Source organism: Rhodococcus sp. 105337, assembly GCF_012844225.1.
In the GTDB taxonomy this organism is placed as follows: domain Bacteria; phylum Actinomycetota; class Actinomycetes; order Mycobacteriales; family Mycobacteriaceae; genus Rhodococcus.
The window spans coordinates 71,024-88,011 of sequence record NZ_JABAGQ010000012.1; the positions used below are offsets into that span (position 1 = coordinate 71,024).

The 16,988-nt window shown below is 67.3% G+C and carries 17 protein-coding genes; 12 read left to right on the plus strand and 5 right to left on the minus strand.

The features are described 5' to 3' along the window. Nucleotides 1-20 precede the first annotated feature (20 nt). From HF886_RS17470 to HF886_RS17510, 9 genes are all read left to right on the plus strand, one after another. Nucleotides 21-1,241, plus strand: a complete 1,221-nt coding sequence (locus tag HF886_RS17470; RefSeq protein ID WP_169653005.1) for an MCE family protein — start codon at nt 21-23, stop codon at nt 1,239-1,241. Beyond that, nucleotides 1,238-2,260: an MCE family protein gene (locus tag HF886_RS17475; RefSeq protein ID WP_169653006.1), complete on the plus strand. Its 1,023-nt coding sequence runs from the start codon at nt 1,238-1,240 to the stop codon at nt 2,258-2,260. The genes HF886_RS17470 and HF886_RS17475 overlap by 4 nt, the downstream gene beginning before the upstream one ends. Next, nucleotides 2,257-3,294, plus strand: a complete 1,038-nt coding sequence (locus HF886_RS17480) for an MCE family protein (protein WP_169653007.1) — start codon at nt 2,257-2,259, stop codon at nt 3,292-3,294. The genes HF886_RS17475 and HF886_RS17480 overlap by 4 nt, the downstream gene beginning before the upstream one ends. Before the next feature lie 41 nt (nt 3,295-3,335). Further along, nucleotides 3,336-4,406, plus strand: a complete 1,071-nt coding sequence (locus tag HF886_RS17485; RefSeq protein WP_346765398.1) for an MCE family protein — start codon at nt 3,336-3,338, stop codon at nt 4,404-4,406. After that, nucleotides 4,403-5,458 (plus strand): MCE family protein, encoded by a 1,056-nt coding sequence (locus tag HF886_RS17490; RefSeq protein ID WP_169653009.1) that lies wholly within the window; start codon nt 4,403-4,405, stop codon nt 5,456-5,458. The genes HF886_RS17485 and HF886_RS17490 overlap by 4 nt, the downstream gene beginning before the upstream one ends. Beyond that, nucleotides 5,455-6,666, plus strand: coding sequence for an MlaD family protein (locus HF886_RS17495; protein WP_169653010.1), 1,212 nt, complete (start codon nt 5,455-5,457; stop codon nt 6,664-6,666). Before HF886_RS17490 ends, HF886_RS17495 begins: the two co-directional genes overlap by 4 nt. 1 nt (nt 6,667) lies before the next feature. Next, nucleotides 6,668-7,243 (plus strand): hypothetical protein, encoded by a 576-nt coding sequence (locus tag HF886_RS17500; protein ID WP_169653011.1) that lies wholly within the window; start codon nt 6,668-6,670, stop codon nt 7,241-7,243. Between the two features lie 150 nt (nt 7,244-7,393). Then, nucleotides 7,394-8,293 carry an LLM class F420-dependent oxidoreductase gene (locus HF886_RS17505; RefSeq protein WP_169622644.1) on the plus strand — a complete coding sequence of 300 codons (900 nt, stop codon included), beginning with the start codon at nt 7,394-7,396 and terminating at the stop codon, nt 8,291-8,293. 14 nt (nt 8,294-8,307) lie between these two features. After that, complete coding sequence (locus HF886_RS17510; RefSeq protein ID WP_169622603.1) at nt 8,308-9,207, plus strand: SDR family NAD(P)-dependent oxidoreductase; 900 nt, start codon at nt 8,308-8,310, stop codon at nt 9,205-9,207. Here HF886_RS17510 and HF886_RS17515 read toward each other — a convergent pair. Together HF886_RS17515 and HF886_RS17520 are read right to left on the minus strand one after the other, a co-directional pair. Beyond that, on the minus strand, nt 9,156-10,322 hold the full coding sequence (locus HF886_RS17515) for a hypothetical protein (protein ID WP_169653012.1): 1,167 nt from the start codon (nt 10,320-10,322) through the stop codon (nt 9,156-9,158). The two genes, HF886_RS17510 and HF886_RS17515, sit on opposite strands and share 52 nt — an antisense overlap. After that, the gene (locus HF886_RS17520) at nt 10,322-11,260 is read right to left on the minus strand and encodes a metal-dependent hydrolase (RefSeq protein ID WP_169622605.1); all 939 of its coding nucleotides are present in this window, start codon (nt 11,258-11,260) and stop codon (nt 10,322-10,324) included. The genes HF886_RS17515 and HF886_RS17520 overlap by 1 nt, the downstream gene beginning before the upstream one ends. A 228-nt stretch (nt 11,261-11,488) precedes the next feature. Here HF886_RS17520 and HF886_RS17525 point away from each other — a divergent pair, with 228 nt between their 5' ends. Together HF886_RS17525 and HF886_RS17530 are read left to right on the plus strand one after the other, a co-directional pair. Beyond that, the gene (locus tag HF886_RS17525; RefSeq protein ID WP_169653013.1) at nt 11,489-12,121 is read left to right on the plus strand and encodes a TetR/AcrR family transcriptional regulator; all 633 of its coding nucleotides are present in this window, start codon (nt 11,489-11,491) and stop codon (nt 12,119-12,121) included. Nucleotides 12,122-12,262: 141 nt separating this feature from the next. Then, nucleotides 12,263-13,108, plus strand: coding sequence for an alpha/beta fold hydrolase (locus HF886_RS17530; RefSeq protein WP_169653014.1), 846 nt, complete (start codon nt 12,263-12,265; stop codon nt 13,106-13,108). Between the two features lie 24 nt (nt 13,109-13,132). Here HF886_RS17530 and HF886_RS17535 read toward each other — a convergent pair whose 3' ends face one another. From HF886_RS17535 to HF886_RS17545, 3 genes are read right to left on the minus strand one after another with little or no spacing between them, the layout of a single operon-like run. Continuing rightward, nucleotides 13,133-13,843, minus strand: a complete 711-nt coding sequence (locus HF886_RS17535) for a glutamine amidotransferase (RefSeq protein ID WP_169622608.1) — start codon at nt 13,841-13,843, stop codon at nt 13,133-13,135. Then, nucleotides 13,836-15,089 carry a Mur ligase family protein gene (locus HF886_RS17540; RefSeq protein ID WP_169622609.1) on the minus strand — a complete coding sequence of 418 codons (1,254 nt, stop codon included), beginning with the start codon at nt 15,087-15,089 and terminating at the stop codon, nt 13,836-13,838. The genes HF886_RS17535 and HF886_RS17540 overlap by 8 nt, the downstream gene beginning before the upstream one ends. After that, nucleotides 14,984-15,997 carry an EamA family transporter gene (locus HF886_RS17545; protein ID WP_169622610.1) on the minus strand — a complete coding sequence of 338 codons (1,014 nt, stop codon included), beginning with the start codon at nt 15,995-15,997 and terminating at the stop codon, nt 14,984-14,986. The genes HF886_RS17540 and HF886_RS17545 overlap by 106 nt, the downstream gene beginning before the upstream one ends. Nucleotides 15,998-16,069: 72 nt before the next feature. Between HF886_RS17545 and HF886_RS17550 the strand changes: the two genes are divergently transcribed. Further along, a complete protein-coding gene (locus HF886_RS17550; RefSeq protein WP_169653015.1) occupies nt 16,070-16,969 on the plus strand; it encodes a LysR family transcriptional regulator in 900 nt (299 codons plus the stop codon). The last annotated feature ends 19 nt before the right edge of the window (nt 16,970-16,988 follow it).

The window sequence follows — 16,988 nt, forward strand, 5'->3', positions numbered from 1 at the left end:
CCCCTCGCCGGATAAACAAGATGTCGGGTCCGACCCGCCCGGTCCTCGCTCTGATCGGTGTGGTCTCGACCGCGATCCTCGTCGTCACCGGGGTGTTGCTCGTCGCTTCCGGTGCCGGGTCCTTGTCACGGGATCCGCGCATCACCGCCACACTTCCCGCCGACGCCGGACTGATCTTCGGTTCCGCGGGGGTGCAGTACCAGGGTGTGCACGTGGGAAGCCTCACCGGAATCGACGCCGGCGTCACCAGTTCCCGTCTGACGATGCAGATCGACGCGGCGCAGATGTCCGAGATTCCGGCATCGGTACGGGTACGCGTCGTGCCGCGCACGCTCTTCGGCGACGTGTTCCTCGAGTTGGTGCCGCCGGAGGAACCCGAGCGCGGACCGCGACTCGAGCCGGGGGCGGAACTGAGCGTCGATACCTCCTCGGAGTCCGTGCAACTGGCGAACCTGTACTACCGGGCCGCCGAGTTGATGGAACAGCTTCGGCCCGAGCAGCTTTCGGTCGCGCTCGACGCCATGAGTCAGGCATTGCAGGGACGGGGAACAGCCCTGGGGGAGACGATCGACCGCATGGCCACGCTGACAACCGATCTCGGCCCGCTCGTCGATTCGGGTATCGCCGCGGCCCCCCAGCTCGCAACTGTGAACGAAGCGATCTCCGCAGCCACCGACGATGTCGTCGCCATCATGCAGAACGCGTCCGAACTGTCCCAGGTCGTGCTGGACCGGGAGGACGGTATCCGCCGACTGCTGTCCGGGGGCGCGTCACTCGGGCAGGAAGGCGCGGCTGTGCTGTCCGCCAACACCGGCAACATGATCGCGGTGGTCCGGAACGGGGCACCGGTGATGGGCGCGTTCGCAGGCAACACCACAGGCCTCGACGAGACCCTTCGCTACCTGTCCGTCTTCGGTGGTGCCGGCGCCCGGGTGTTCTCGACCGGCCGGTTCGACATCACCGCAGTTCCGGATTTCGCCGACCCGATGCCGTACACAGCAGCGGACTGCCCGAGGTACCCGGGCATGGACGGCGCGAACTGCGGTGATCCGGTCCGGACGCCTGCGCCGAACCCCTCCTCGATTCGGTCCGCATCGGCCGAGCGCGCACCGCTCCGTTACCTCGAGCAGATCGCCGCGGGTATCGCGCCCGACGCGGCGGAGTTCGGTGACGACCCGTCGGCAGCCGCGTCGATGCTGCTCGCGCCGTTCGTTCGTGGAGCGGAGGTGAGCATCCCGTGAGTGCCCTGACCGGACCGATGCTGCGCCTGGGCGCGTTCTGCGTCGTAGGAGTGCTCGCCGCTGTCGTCGTGGGGAACACCCTCGACCAGCCCGTCGTCGGATCCACCCGCGAGTACTCAGCCGAGTTCACCGATGTCGAGGGGCTCACTCCCGGCAGCGACGTGACACTCGCCGGAGTCCGTGTCGGCAAGGTCGCGCGTGTGGAGTTCGCACCGCAGGACGACGGAAGCTCGCGTGCGCGAGTGCACTTCGACATCGAATCCGGTCGGCAACTGACGACCGACGTCACCGCGAAAGTCAATTACGGCGACATGATCGGCGTACGCTACGTCGCGCTGCGCCTGCCCGCCGACACGACAGGGGTGGTGCTCGAGGAGAACGCGACCATCCCCCTCGAGCAGACCGCCCCGCCGGTCGATCTCACCGCGCTGGTCAACGGCTTCAAGCCACTGTTCGAGGCGATCGATCCCGCCCGCATCAATTCCCTCGCGGTCTCCGTGGTGGAGGCGTTCCAGGGGCAAGGCGGAACACTCGAATCCCTGCTTCTGCACATCGCCTCGGTGAGCGCGGACGTCGTCGAACAGGAGCAGGTTTTCAACGAGGTGATCGCCAATCTCGAGCAACTCGTCACCGTCGTCGACCGGCGCAACGAGGAGGTCTCGTCCCTGATCTCCGGGATGGCGGTCGTGAGCCAGGCACTCGCCGGCGACGAGGCGCAACTCGCGGCACTCGTCGATCGAGGTAGTTCGGCCGTACGGGCCACCGCTGCACTGATGTCCGGCGCCGTCACCCCACTCGATACCGCGGTGACGGATCTGCGGGTGATGACCGACGCGTGGATTCCGCAGACCGACAACTTCGACGAGGCGATGGCGGGGCTGCCCGCGCTCGCCGGCAGCCTCAATCGGATCGGCGACTACGGCGGCTGGCTCAACCTCTACATGTGCAACTTCACGGTCCTGTCGGGAGACTTCGAGACGAACCTTCTCGGCACCGCCTACTCGGAGGTGTGCCGATGAGCGCGACACGCGAGACGCGGGACGCGATCGCGGCGATCTTCTCCGGACGGCACGACCGGAATGCGAATCCGATCCTTCTCGGTGTGATCGGCATGGTCGTCGTCGCGGTCGTGATGGTCGGTGCACTGGCGCTTCCGCAGTTGACGTATCTGGTCAGGACACAGTCGTATACCGCCGAATTCGCCAACGCGGCGGGCCTCGCTCCCAACGACCCGGTCTACGTCTCCGGTGTCCCGGCGGGCCGCGTCGAGGGCCTGGAGATGGCAGGCGACCACATACTGGTCGACTTCCGGATCGACCGGAAGCAGGATCTCGGCGACCGCACCACGGCGGAGATCAAACTCAAGACCATCCTGGGTAAGCGCTATCTCTCGGTGACACCCGCGGGTGCCGGCGAACTCACGGGCGGCCGTGTTCCGTTGTCCCGCACCGCAGTGCCCTACAGCCTCGACGAATTGACCACGGACGCACAGGCGGTGAGCGAAGGACTCGATATCGAATCCGTCGAAACGATGATGCAGACGCTGACCGACGCCATGCCCTCCGACTCCCGGCACATCACCGACGCACTGGCAGGCGTCGAAGCGACGTCGCAGATGATCGTGCGCAACGATGCGCGGATCACGTCGTTGCTGCGTTCCGCGAAGTCGCTCACCTCGGTGGTCGCCACGCAGAGCGAGGACGTCTCGGTTCTGGTCCGCAATGCCACGACGGTGGTGGACATCCTCGCCGCGCGCAAGGAGGCCCTGGTCCGTCTCGTCGAGGATCTGCGCGGCCTCGCCGCCACCACGGCAGCGTTCCTCACCGACAACTCGTCCGAGGTCGACGCGCTGCTCGTGAATCTGGAATCCGTCACCGCGACGCTCGCGGCCAACGCCGCGAACATCGACCGGATTCTCGCGACGCTGCCTGCGGGCCTCCGCGCCGCGACCGATGCGTCCGGCAACGGGAACTGGGTCGACGTGCACGCCCCTGCCGGGCCGATTCCCGACAACGCGTTGTGCGCCGTCGGCGTGATGGAGGGGTGCAATTGAGTGGGACGGGAAGAAGGTGGCTGACACGCGTTATCGCGATCGTGGCCGTCCTGGGTCTGTGCGCGGCCGGTGCCTGGTACGTCGTAGGACCCGACCGCACCAGAACCGTGGTCGCACAGTTCGCGTCGGTGAACGGCATCTATCCGGGGAGCAAGGTGGCCGTTCTCGGCCTGCCCCTCGGCACGGTCGAAGAGGTGCGGCCGGCGGGGCGCGTCGTCGAGGTCACGATGACGGTCCCGACCGACGTCACTCTTCCTGCCGACGTGTCGGCCTTCGTCATGAACCCGGCGGTGATCAGCGACCGCTTCATCGAACTGGGGCCGGCGTATCAGGACGGCCCCACCCTGCAGGACGGCGACGTCATCCCAGTCGAACGCAGTCACGCCCCGATCAACTGGGACGAGTTGCTCGAAAGCGTCGACATGCTCGCCGGTGCGCTCGGCCCCGACGGAGGCGAACTCGGCCGGACCCTCGAGGTCGCGGCGGACGCGACCGCCGGAACGGGCGAGGACATGAACCGCGCGATCGTCGCCTTGAGCCAGGCCACCTCGGTCGTCGGCGCCAAGTCCGACGACATCGGCGGGGTGATCGACGACCTCGCGGTCGCGCTCGGGGCAGTCCGTTCGAAGGAGGGAGATCTCGCCACCCTCGTCGAGGGGATGGGCGAACTGGGCGAGGAATTGCAGCGCGCAGATCTCGACGTCGCCGCCCCGGTCGATCAACTCACCGTCGTGCTCGACCGACTCGACGTCCTGCTCGCCGACCGCGGCGGCGACATCGAACAGATCATGTCGAATGCGCAGACGCTCACCGACACATTTGCGCTCCACGAGGTCGGGCTCGCCGAGATCTTCGACGTACTGCCTCTGACCATGCAGAACATCGACAACGCCATCGGACCCGACGGCCGGGCACGTATCCGGCTCAACATCTCCACGCAGATCGGCCAGTTCCCGCGCGCACAGGAACTCTGTGCGCAGGAACCGTTACCGCTGTGCACCGGCGCGGGATTCACCAACCCCATCACCGTGCCGTTCGATCTCTCCGACCCCTACGAAGATCTCGTACCCGAAGCACTCGACCGTGCCCTGAACGAAGGCGGCACCCGATGATCGGGCGTCTCCGCGTGGCCGGGGCACTGGCGTCGATCACGGTGCTGTCCGGGTGCGGTCTCAGCCTGCACGAACTCCCGCTCGGCCGGACCGCAGCCGGCGAGACGTACACGGTGACGGCGGTCTTCGAGAGCGCCGACCGGATCGACCCGGGAGCGGAGGTGCGTGCCGGGCAGGCCGTCGTGGGCCGTGTCCACACGCTGCGGACGGACGGCACACGCGCGTACCTGGATCTCAGCATGTCGGCGTCTGCCGAGCTCCCGTCGAATATCGGCGCGTCCGTGCGACTTCCGTCCGCGCTGGGCAGCCCTTTCGTGCAGATCGACATGCCGGAGGACCCGTCACCCGAGCCGCTGTCCGACGGCGACACGATCGAGCGGACGGAGGTGGGTCCGGACATCGAGGCAACCTTCGCGATGCTCGGTCAGGTGGTCAACGGCAGCGGGCTCGACCAGCTCCGCACCATCACCACGGAACTCGATGCCGCGTTCGGCAACCGCGGGGAGAAGATCCGCGACATGCTCACCCGCCTGGACTCCACGATGGCGCTGGCCGATGAGAACAGCGTGCACTTCGAGCGCACTTTCGTCGCGGTGGAGTCGGTGTCCGGGCGTCTTGCGCAGCAACAGGAATTGCTCGACCGCAGTATCGACGACAGCTCGCGCATGGTCACCTTGCTCGCCGAGCAGCAGCAGGATCTGACGACGCTCGTGTCGAGTACCGCGGCGGTGTCCGCGTCGGTCGATGCCGTGATGCAGGACTCCGGCACGATCGGGGGAGCGGTCTCCGACCTCGCCGACATCACTTCGGGTATCAAGGATTTCAACAACACCGTGGAGGCGGCGCTCGTCAACATGACGGGGTTCATGGACGGCTTCCGCCGCGCGACACCCGGCGACTACTTGATCTTCGACGGCGCCTTCGACATTCCCGCAGCCATCGACCTGCTCGTGACCGGAGGGGTACCGCTCGACGGCGGGCCGGCGGTGCCGTTGCCGCAGGCGGACATCGCGACGGGATTGCAGGACCTGCTCCGAGGCGGTGTCCGGTGAACCGCTCGGTGAAAGTGCAGGTCACCTTGTTCGTGATCGTCGGCCTCCTCGCGACGGTCTTCGGTGTCCGGTACGTGCTGGGACCGCAGAGTCTCGGCGGGGCGATCGACATCCGGGCACACCTGTCCGACGCGCGGGGGATCGGTCCGGGCACATCCGTGACGTACCGAGGTGTCGCGGTGGGGGAAATCGACTCCATCGAGGTTGCACCGGGCGGACGCGGGTCAGACGCGGTGCTCTCTCTGGACCCGGGGACGCAGATTCCGGTCGGCAGTACTGCGCGGGTGGTCACCGCAACAGCGATCGGCATTCTCACTCTCGACATCGAACCCGAGACGGACGAGGGCCCGTACCTCGTTGCCGGCGACGAAATCCTCGTACCGGTCGAGGAACAGAGTCTTCGGCTGGACCAGATGCTGATCCGGATGACGTCGCTGATCGAGAGTCTGGACGCAGACTCTCTGGTCACCCTCGGCGAGACCTGGGGAACCGCCCTCGAAGGGACGGGTCCCGAACTGCAGGCGTTGCTCGAGAACGCCGACGCGTTGTCGCGGATGGTGGAAGAACGGGCGCCGGCCCTCACGACGCTGCTCGACGAGGGACTCGGTCTCGTCGACGCACTGGCCGCCAACTCCGAGTCGTTCCCCGGCACGGTCGGGGCGGTGCGCGACGTATCCGACCAACTGGTGGGCAGCAAGGACTCGCTCGTGTATCTGCTCGATCGCTCGCCGGAGGCCCTGTCCCGCGTCGAAGCGCTGTTCGCGGCGACCGAGGACAATTTCGGTGTCCTGCTCACCAACCTGGTGACGGTCGGCGAGGTGCTGGGACCACGGACCCCGGCGTTGGAGGCCGGACTCGTGTCGATTCCGGCGGCTTTGAAGGATCTCGACCGGGTTGTCGTGGGTGACCGGGGCAACTTCTCGCTCGTGGCCACGCAGGGGCCGGTGTGTTACTACGACACCCCGCGCCGCACCATCCCGGACTACGGCCCCCGGCAGCCGAACCTTTCGCTCTACTGCCCACCGGGCGAAGGCCATGCTCAGCGCGGCGCGCGGGTGGCCCCGAGACCGAACGACCTCGGCTTGCAGAACCAGACCACGCCGGGTGCGGTGACCGGCCCGGACATCGCCGACGACCCGCTCCTCATTCCGACCGGGGTGGAAGCACTCAACTACTGGCAGCAGCTGTTGGAAGGATTGGGCAACTGAGATGACGCAACCTGCCGAAACGTCGGAAGGCACGACCGCGACGGACGTCGACGCGGGAGACGACACCCCGGCGCTGTCGCCGGACGCGCGGGGCGCATCCCGGAGGGGCGGGCCCGCACGATGGGCGGTAGTCGCGTTGATCGTTGCGCTTCTCGCCGCCGCGGCATTCCTCGGGTTCCGGTGGTGGCAGGCGGAGGAAGTTGCCGCGCTGCGCGCCGAAGCCGTGACGAAGGCGCGGGAGTACGCGGTCATGCTGGGCACGTACGACTACCGCACCTTCGACGAGTCGCTGGCTGCGGTCACCGCGAATTCCACCGCCGAGTTCGCGGCGAAGTACGAAGGTGTGGCGGGCGATCTGCGTGGACTGGTCGAGAACGGGCAGGGCACGTCCGTCGCCCGCGCCGACCACGCCGGACTCGAGAGCTTCGACGGTGAGACCGCCACGGTGCTCGTCTTCCTCGACCAGGACGTCACGAATGCGGTGGTGCCAGACGGCCGCACCGACGCGACCCGGTTCATCGTCACGGTCGAGCGCGTCGACGATCGGTGGCTGCTCGACGGCGCCGACGCCGCGTAACCGGATCCTTCCACCGCTCCGAAGCCTCGCCGTTGCATCCTGAGACAATCTGACTATCTTTTGAAGATAGGAAAGTTCTCACAAACCAGAATCCCGTTTACGCGGGTGGAGCAACGGCAGACGGCTCGCCGGAAAGGCGCACAGGTGACAATGCGGTTCATCTTCCACTACCCCGAGATCAACGGCCCCGAGGGCGATGTACTCGACCCCGGGCCCGTCCGCGAGGTCGCGGTGGCTGCCGAGCGTGCCGGATTCGACGCCTTCTCCTTCAGCGAGCATCCCGCTCCGGGCGCGCGCTGGCTCTCCGCCGGTGGGCATCAGACTCTCGACCCGTTCGTTGCTCTCGGTTATGTGGCCGGCGCGACCGAGCGTCTCCGTCTGCTCACCTACCTCGCGGTGGCGCCGTACCGGAACCCGTTCCTGCTCGCCAAGGCAGCGGCATCGCTCGACAAGATCTCCGGGGGACGCTTCATGCTCGGAATCGGCACGGGCTACCAGAAGAGCGAGTTCCATGCGCTCGGCGTCGACTTCGACGAACGCAACGCACTGTTCGACGAGGCGCTCGACGTCCTTCCGCTGCACTGGAGCGGTGAACCCTTCAGCTACGACGGCCGTCACTTCAGTGCGCACAACATCGTGGCGAGGCCACGCCCGGTGCAGAATCCGATCCCGATCTGGATCGGGGGCAACTCGGCACTGACCCGCCGTCGCGTCGCGCAGCGAGCGCAGGGGTGGATGCCGATGTCCGGTGGCGCCCAGCTCAGTGCGACCGCGCGCACGCAGGAACTCGGCCCCCTCGATCAGCTTGCGGGCCAGATCACCGACGTGCGCGAGGCGGCGGTCGCCGCGGGCCGCACCGACCACATCGACGTCGTCTATTCGTACAGCGGTGAGATCGGTTCGGCGGACGTCCACCCCGACCGGCACCGCGAGGTCTTCGCAGATCTCGAGAAGGCCGGTGTGGACTGGGTGACCGTCTCCTGCCCCATCGAGGGACTGTCGGCCACCGTCGACTTCCTCGAATCCTTCGGCACCACGTACCTGTCGTGAAAGGTCCCGCAGCCGTGCAGAACACCACCGCGAACGCCTCGCCCGGAGGATGGTTCGAGGAGCGGGCCCGACTTGCCGGCACCGTCGCCGTGATCACCGGAGGGGCAGGCGGTCTCGGTGAGGCGATCGTCCGGGACCTCGCCGCCAACGGCGTGCGTCCCGCCGTCCTCGACATCGACCGTGCCGCAGTCGATGCACTGGATTCGTCGCTGCGGGAGGCGGGCGTCGACGCCGTCGTCCGGCACGGTGACGTCCGGGATCCGGAGACGCTCGAGGCCTTGTTCGACGCGGCCGACGAGCGATGGGGGAGACTCGACACCCTCGTGAACATCGTCGGTGGCACGTTCCGGTCACCGTTCGTCGATACGACCCCGAAGGGGTGGGACGCGCTCGTCCGCACCAACCTCTCGCATGTGTTCCACGCGTGTTCCCTGGCGGTGCCCCGTATGCAGCGTGGTGGTCGCGGGGGGAGCATCGTCAACCTCACCACCATCGAAGCGCACCGTGCCGCACCCGGATTCGCCGTCTATTCGGCGGCGAAGGCTGCCGTGGAGCAGTTCGCCCGCACCCTTGCCGTCGAGGTGGCGCCTGACGGCATCCGGGTGAACAACGTGGCCCCGGACTTCGTTCCGACGCCCAACCTCGACAAGCTGGCCGTGGGCGAGCACGCGCTGGCGGATCCACGCAGCGCGGCTGTCGCGATCCCGATGGGGCGGGTCGGTCACGTCCACGACGTGTCCCATTGCGTCGTGTTCCTCGCGTCGGGCCTGTCGTCGTTCGTCACCGGGACCACGCTCCACCCCGACGGCGGCACACTCGCGTCGTCGGGGTGGTTCAACTGGCCTGGGACGGGCTGGGCCAACTATGCGCCGGAGAGTGTTCTCGCGCGAGCGTCGTCGACGCTCGACGAGTAGCTGCGTGGGATCGTGAAGGTCGCTGCCACAACGAGTATCGCCGCTACGAAGCACGCCGCCGTGTACCAGAGGCTGCCGACGGGATCGCCGTCGGCGGTCACGCCGTCGGTGGCCGCGAAGTAGTCGGGCAGCGCACTTGCCCACAACACCGCCATCACCAGCAGGTACACGATGCTGAAATACCTGACGAAGTCGTTGGAATACGCCGGTGTCGCCGGTGAACCGGTCGTGCCCTGCACGGTGCGCAACCGGCGCCACTGGCGTGCGAGCACATAGATCGCCACGGCGGAGACGAGGACGAGTTCGGCGGCGTAGATGGTCGCGCGGACCGTCGTGCTGCCCATCCCGATGACGGTCGCGGGTGCCGGGAGGATCACCGTTCCCAGAGCGGCCAGAAGCCCGACGACCACTGTCCGCCAGACCAGTTCGAGACCTCCGAAGGTGCGGCCCGCGTCGGCGTGGCGGCCGACGAAGTACTGGACGCAGAACGCCAGGGACATCGGCCACAGGGCGGCGAAGACGACCACGCTCGGCAGCGGAACCGACTCGAAGAACGGCTGGTTGACCGGATTGTCGAGCGACCACTCCCACCACCGCAACTGGGGGCCGAGATGATCGAAGATCTCGTAGAAAGCGTGGTGGACGAAACCGACGCAGGCGGCGCCGACGAGGGTGCCGTACTGCCGGAACACGCCGAGCATCCGGACGATCTCGAACGCGATCGTCGCCATCAGCGGGTAGATCGCGATGATGTACAGGGGCAGACGCCCCCACATGAATTCGACCGTGAACACGTTGTGCGCGAACATCGTGTCCACGTATTCCTCGACGCCGAAGGCGTCGGGGAAGTACAACAGCGGTTCGATGATGAACAGGAACGCGAGCGTTCCGAGCCACACGACCAGATTGGTGGGATCACCGGTGCGGCGGAGCCGGACGATCGCGTAGATCAGCGCCAGGAGCGCACCGATCACGATCGTCGCTTCGAGCACCGGAAGGGTCCAGTTCTCCAGGGCGAACGGGCTGCGCAGTTCGAAGAGCCCGCCGGCTTCGGCACACGAGAACCCCAGCCGCGTTGCGAGATCCTCGAACGTGGGGGAACAGAGATCCGACATCACTCGGCCTCCCGCGCGGACACGGTCTCGGCGGTGTACCAGTGCGAGACGTCGTAGCCGGCGTCGAACCGTTCGAACCAGACATCGGCGAGCGCGGGAAGCTTCTCGTGATCGGGATTGTGCTTGGGCAGCTGGCTGCGCACGACACCCGCAAGTGCGACGAGTTGCTCGCGCAAGGGCAGCACGTCGAACGCCCGCGGCATCGGCCCGTGGTCCTCGGCGTCGAGGAACGGCAGGCGTTTGCGCAGGATCTGCTTACGCCGGTACGACGCGAACATCGACATGGCGTCGATCTTCCGGTCCTCGATCGGGACATGCTTGTTGAAGCCGTCGCACGCGATGGCGATGACGTCGAGCACGTGCTTGAACACCGAAGGTGCCATGCGCATCCGGTAGAGGTCGCTGCCGACGACCGCATCGAAGATGATGAGCGCGGAGCTGCGGTGCTCGACCTCTTCCACGAAATGCCAGATGAACAGCGATGCGACACGGTCGTCGCCGGGCCGGAACAGGTGCGAGTCGTTGTCGAGCATCAGCTTGAAGACCGGAGTGAAGGTCGCTTCCAGATCCGCCGTGTAGGCGAGGCGGTACTCGAGGGATTTCTCCGCCGTGAGCCGGTCGAACGCAGCGACGACCTCGTCGAGCGTTTCCTGCAGACCCGGGTACCGCTTGATCAGCCCTTTGACGTGTTGCCGGTGGGCGGTGGAGTGCTGGCCTTCCTGGTACATGAAGGCATTGGCTTCCTCGACCACCTTCGGGTCGGCGATCCGGTGCACGACCTCCTGGACCATGTTCACGATCATCTTCTCGAAGCCGATCGCGAGGAACGACACCGCGTTGGCCATGCTCGAGAAGGCCGGGTTCTCCTCGTTCCACAGGAATGGCACGTCGTAGTCCGCGAATGCGAAGCGCATCTTCCGGACCTGCAGGTTCGTCATCGTGGCGCTACCTCGTCTCATGCCGGCCCTGGGAGGCCGGGCGGGTGGGGCCCCGGGTGACGAGGCCTCGGTTCGGCGTGACCATACATCAGTGCGCTCATTTGTATGATAGGAATCCCGGCGCCGATGCGGAAGGCCCCGCGACGCGCACACGGGCCCGGTGTGCGGACGTGCGCCGTGTTACCGTCGGGTTCTTGTTGCAGGTCGTGGTACCCGAGGAAGCAGATTGTGGCGCGGAGACGTGGGTGGGGCGGGCGTCCTCCCGTCGACGACGAGGAGGCCACGCAGCGGATAGTCGCGGCGGCGGTCGAGCTGATCGCGCAGTCCGGAGCCGAAATCAGCATCGCCGATGTGGCTCAGTCGCTGGGGGTCATCCGCCAGACGGTGTACCGGTACTTTCCCGGCGCCGACGCGCTGATGCGCGCGGCGGCGATCGCGTCGGTCGAAGGATTCCTGGATCGGCTGGCCGACGAAGTGAGCGGCATCGGTGATCCGGCGGACGCGATGGTCGCGGGGGTCGTGTTCACGCTCGCGGAAGTCCGTCGCACCCCGCACCTGGGCATTCTGCTGTCGAGTACGTATTCGGACCCGCATCCGGAAGTGATCGCGTCGGGTGAGGCGCGCGCCTTCGGCATGACCATGATCCGGCGGTTCGACGTCGACTGGGAGAGCTACGGCTACGACGACGAGTCGCTCGGCGAACTGGTCGAATTCGTCCTGCGGACGATGCAGTCGTTCTTCGTCTCCCCGGGGGATCCTCCGCGCAGCGACGACGAACTGCGCCGATATCTGCGCCGGTGGATGGGTACCGCGATCCTCGCGCAAAAAGCTCCTGGGGTTGCACCCGTCGATGTGACCTAGGTAACATCGGTCTTGCGAATCGAGCCGGAGACGTCCGCGGACGACAGAGAAGTGCTCGTGAAGCAGAGATCCGGCCCGGTACACGCGAGAGCGGAACCGGGCCGAACCCCTGTCGGGGGGCCTGCGACGAAAGGGAACAGGGTGGGGGAACGCATCACGACCGTCGTCCACAACGGATTGACGTTCGACATCCGGGACGACGGACCGATCGACGGCGAACGTGTCGTACTGCTCCACGGGTTCCCGCAGGATTCACGATCGTGGGACGGCGTGGCCGCGTGGCTGCACGAGGCCGGATACCGCACCTTCGCGCCGGACCAGCGCGGGTATTCACCGGGCGCGCGTCCGGCCCGTCGCCGCGACTACCGGATTCCCCTGCTCGTCGGGGATGCCGTCGCGATCATCGAGCAGGTCGGCGACGGGTCGCCCGTCCACCTCGTCGGGCACGACTGGGGTGCGATAGTCGCGTGGGGAGTAGCTGCCCAGCACCCGGACCTCGTGCGGTCCCTCACCGCAGTGTCGGTGCCCCACCCCGCGGCGTTCCTTCGCGCGTTCGCCACGAGCACCCAGTTGTTCAAGTCCTGGTACATGCTCGCATTCCAGATGCCGTGGGTCCCGGAACTCCTGCTGAGCAACGAGTCGGTCGGACGCTTCGTTCTGAGCCGGTCGGGCCAGCCCGACGCTGCGGTGACGCGCGACGCGGCCCGTCTTGCCGACCGATCCGCGGTGCGCGGTGGGGTGAACTGGTACCGGGCGATGCCGTGGAGCGATCCCAAAGCGACGCTCGAGTCCGTCACGGTGCCCACGCTCATGGTGTGGAGCGACGGTGACGTCGCCGTCGGGCCCGCCGGGGTCGAGGCCACGCCGCGCTACGTCTCCGGTCCGTACCGGTCGGAGACGCTCGCCGGCGTCAGCCATTGGATACCGGACGAAGTCCCCGACGAACTCGCGCGCCTGGTCGTCGAGCACGCCTCCGCCCACAGCTGACGGAGACGCTCTCTCGACGGAGTCCTAGGCGCGCAGGCGCTCGCGTCGCAGCAGGTCGACTTCCGGAAGATCGAGCGGCGGAAGTGAATTCACGCCGAGTGCCTGCGCGATCAGGTGGTCGGCGAGTTCGGGATTGCGCGCCAGCACCGGTCCGTGCAGATAGGTGCCGATCACCGAACCCTGGACTGCTCCTTCGAATCCGTCGCCGACACCGTTGCCGACGCCGCGGGACACGCGTCCCAGACCTGTCGCACTCGACCCGAGAGTTGTTCCGCCTCGGTGGTTCTCGAAGCCGGTCAGCGGCTGCGTGAGACCGCCGACGACGGGCTGTGTGACGATCTCCCCGATCGAACGGACCTCTTGCGGCGAGGTTGTCACGTCGAGGAGGCCGACACCGTCGACGCGTTCTCCCGACGAGGTCTCGTACCAGTGGCCGAGCACCTGGATGGCGGCGCAGATCGCGAGCACGGGTGCACCGCGCCCGGCGGCCTGCTGCAGACCCGGATAACGCTGGAGATGCCGCGTGGCGAGTCGCTGCGCGGCATCTTCGGCTCCGCCGAGTGTGTACATGTCGAGCGACTCGGGCACCGGGTCGCTCAAACCGATCTCGATGACTTCGGCGTCATAGCCGCGCATGCGCAGGCGCTGCCGCAGCACGAGGGCGTTTCCGCCGTCGCCGTAGGTGCCCATGACGTCGGGCAGCACCAGCCCGATCCGAACGGTCGAGTCAGACATTGGCCGTCCTCCTGGAGATTTCGGTGTTGAGATCCCGGAACGCGGTGTAGTTGGCGAGCACCTCCACCCGCCCGGGCGGGCAGGAGGCGATGGCTTTCAGCGGGTCCGGAACGAGAGTGTGGTCGACGCCCGCGTAGGTGAGGCGCACCGCAAGGTCGGTGCCGCGCTCGCCCGCCGCGACCACCTGTACTCCCTCGAAGTGTTCGAAGCGCACATCCCACAGCCAGGACAGGTCTTCGCCGTCGGGCACCTGACCGTTGACGGCGATGACGAGTCCGTCGACGGTCGGATCGATCATCGACAGCGCTTCCTGCCAGCCCGCCGGGTTCTTGGCGAGCAGCATGTGGACGGAATGCGGGCCGACCTGGACGGTCTTGTACCGGCCCGCGACCTCGTCGACAACTGCTGCTGCGGCGACCGCGTCGGCAGGGTCGGCGCCCAACGCGACCGCGGCCGCGACCGCCTGGGCGGCGTTTCCGCGGTTGGCTTTGCCGGGCAGTGTCAGCTTCAACGGCAGCACAAGACCGTCGGGCCCGTACAAGTTGTCGTCGTCGACCCACCAATCAGGTTGGGGCCGAGCGAAATCGGATCCCGTGCTGTACCAGTGGACGCCCTCGCGGGCGATGGGTTCCCCGGTGCGGGGGCAGCTCACCGAATCGTTCGCCCATCCTGCGCCGGCGGCCACCCACACGACGTTGGGGTTGTCGTATGCGGCCGACGTGACGAGCACATCGTCGCAGTTGGCGATGATCACGGCCTCGGGGTGCCGCTGAAGACCCGCGCGTAGCTTGCGCTCGATCATGTTGATCTCGCCCACGCGGTCGAGCTGATCGCGGCTGAGATTGAGCAGGACTATCGCTTCGGGGGCGAGGGCGTCGGCCACGTGCGGGGTGTGAAGCTCGTCGACCTCGATCGCGGCGAGAGGCGCGCCGAGATCGGAGGCGAGGGCCGCCACGATGCCCGCGTCCATATTCGCGCCGTCCGCCTGCGTGACGGTCTTGTCGATCGTCTCCAGGGCGGCGGCGGTCATCCGCGTCGTGGTCGACTTGCCGTTGGTGCCGGTGACGAGCACCGTGCGGCGCCCGTGACCGACCTGCTTCATCAGCGTCGGCTCGATCTTCAGGGCGATGAGCCCGCCGATCATCGACCCCTTGCCGCGTCCGGCCTTCTGGGACGCCCAGGCGGCAGCTTTCGCGGCGCGCAGGGCGAACCGGCCGCGCGCGGTGATTTCAGTGCTAGTTCCCACGTCGGCGAGTGTTCCACAGGCCCGGGAGCGGCGCTCCGCCGACTCGGTGCCACCTGGGCAGCCAGTGCCCCTGCGATGACGACGGCACCTCCGAGCAGGGTCAGGAGAGCCGGCTCCTCACCCAACGCGAGTCCCGCTGCCGCGAATCCCACGATCGGCACCATCAGCGAGAGCGGAGCGACGGTGCTCGCCGGATAACGCGACATCAGCGCTACATAGATGCCGTTACCGACGATCGTGGCGAGCAGGACGATGTAGGTCAGACCGGCAAGCGCGAGCGCTCCGTCGGCCGTCGTGAACGCGGTGCCGAGGGTGGCCCACGCCGACGGACCCTCGACGACCCACGACACGGCGAGCAACGGAAGGACCGGGACGACGCACATCCACAGCATCAGGCGCATCGGTTCGCGCGACGCGGCCTTGCGCGTCGCAATGTTGCCGATCGCCCACGACAGCCCGGCGAGCAACGCGAGCATCATCGGGACCAGGCTCGCGTCGGCGGCGCCGTGTGCGAATGCGACCACCACCATCCCGGCGACGGCGGTGAGTACGCCGGCGATCCGAATGCCGCCGAGCCGCTCGCGCAACAGCACTGCACCCAGCACGACCGTCAGCGGCGCCGAGGCTTGGAGAACCAGCGAAGCCAGGCCGGTGGGCAACCCGGATTCCATGGCCCAGAACAGGAATGCGAATTGTCCGAACCCGAAACCGGCACCGTAGAGCACGAGCCACCGCAGGGGCACCACGGGTCGCGGTACGAACAGCACCACGGGAATCGCGATCACGGCGAAGCGGAGTGCTCCGAAGAAGAACGGTGGGAAATGGTCGAGCCCGACCCGGATGGCAAGAAAATTGCAGCCCCAGAGAACGACCACGGTGAGAGCGAGAAGGCGGTCGCGGGGAGTCATACGGATATTGTTCGCAGGAAGAAACGTCCAGAACAATCGAATCTTTCCGAACGCTACATTTAGAATATCTTCATGGATGTCGCGAGATTGAGGATCCTGCGCGAACTCGCAGACCGTGAGACCGTCGCCGCCACCGCAACGGCACTGTCGATGACACCGTCTGCTGTGTCGCAGCAGCTCAAGATCCTCGCGCGCGAAGCGGGCGTGCCACTGCTCGAACCCGACGGCCGGCGCCTGCGATTCACCGACGCGGGCAGGGCCCTCGTGCTGCGCGCCGACGAGGTCGTCGACGCGCTCGAACGGGCCGATGCAGAAATGGCGGCCTACCGGCAGTCGCCGACCGGCCGGGTCCGCGTGGCGGTGTTCCCGTCGGGAGCCGCGTTGCTGCTCCCTGCCGTCCTCGCGTCGGCAACCGCGCTCGGTGTCGAACTCGACGTCAGCGACGAGGACGCGCCCGCGTCCGCAGTGCCGGGGCTCCTCGCCGACTACGACGTGGTACTCACCCACCGCGACGAGCGCGGCGCGCCGCTCACCGCGCCGCGGGTGGTCGTCGATGCGCTCATGCGGGAGCCGATCGATATCGTGCTCGCACCCGGACACCGCCTGGCGGCACGTTCCGAGGTGCGACTCGACGACCTCGCCGGGGAGAGCTGGATCAGCGTGCGGGGCGGTTTTCCGGTCGACGACGTCCTACTGTCCGTCGCGGCCGTCACGGGGATACGGCCACGGGTCATACACCGCATCAACGACTTCCGCGTGATCGAGGAATTGGTTGTCGCGGGTCGTGGTGTGGCTCTCCTGCCACGGTATTCGATCCTGAATCCACGGCTGGAGCGGCGTCCGCTGGCCGGGGTTCGCGCGGGACGGATCTACGACCTGGTGACCCGGCCGGGTGCGGAACGGCGACCCGCCGTCGCTGCGGTGATGGAGAGCTTTCGTGCCGCAGCGGCGGCGGTACTCGGATCGCAGTGAACCGGCATCGTTTTCGAAC

Excerpts from the sequence above, each read along its gene's own strand:
- HF886_RS17515 (WP_169653012.1), bottom strand. The coding sequence starts at position 10,322 with ATGTCGGATCTCTGTTCCCCCACGTTCGAGGATCTCGCAACGCGGCTG.
- HF886_RS17545 (WP_169622610.1), bottom strand. The coding sequence starts at position 15,997 with ATGACTCCCCGCGACCGCCTTCTCGCTCTCACCGTGGTCGTTCTCTGG.
- HF886_RS17500 (WP_169653011.1), top strand. The coding sequence starts at position 6,668 with ATGACGCAACCTGCCGAAACGTCGGAAGGCACGACCGCGACGGACGTC.
- HF886_RS17490 (WP_169653009.1), top strand. The coding sequence starts at position 4,403 with ATGATCGGGCGTCTCCGCGTGGCCGGGGCACTGGCGTCGATCACGGTG.
- HF886_RS17470 (WP_169653005.1), top strand. The coding sequence starts at position 21 with ATGTCGGGTCCGACCCGCCCGGTCCTCGCTCTGATCGGTGTGGTCTCG.
- HF886_RS17535 (WP_169622608.1), bottom strand. The coding sequence starts at position 13,843 with ATGTCTGACTCGACCGTTCGGATCGGGCTGGTGCTGCCCGACGTCATG.
- HF886_RS17550 (WP_169653015.1), top strand. The coding sequence starts at position 16,070 with ATGGATGTCGCGAGATTGAGGATCCTGCGCGAACTCGCAGACCGTGAG.
- HF886_RS17505 (WP_169622644.1), top strand. The coding sequence starts at position 7,394 with ATGCGGTTCATCTTCCACTACCCCGAGATCAACGGCCCCGAGGGCGAT.
- HF886_RS17480 (WP_169653007.1), top strand. The coding sequence starts at position 2,257 with ATGAGCGCGACACGCGAGACGCGGGACGCGATCGCGGCGATCTTCTCC.
- HF886_RS17520 (WP_169622605.1), bottom strand. The coding sequence starts at position 11,260 with ATGACGAACCTGCAGGTCCGGAAGATGCGCTTCGCATTCGCGGACTAC.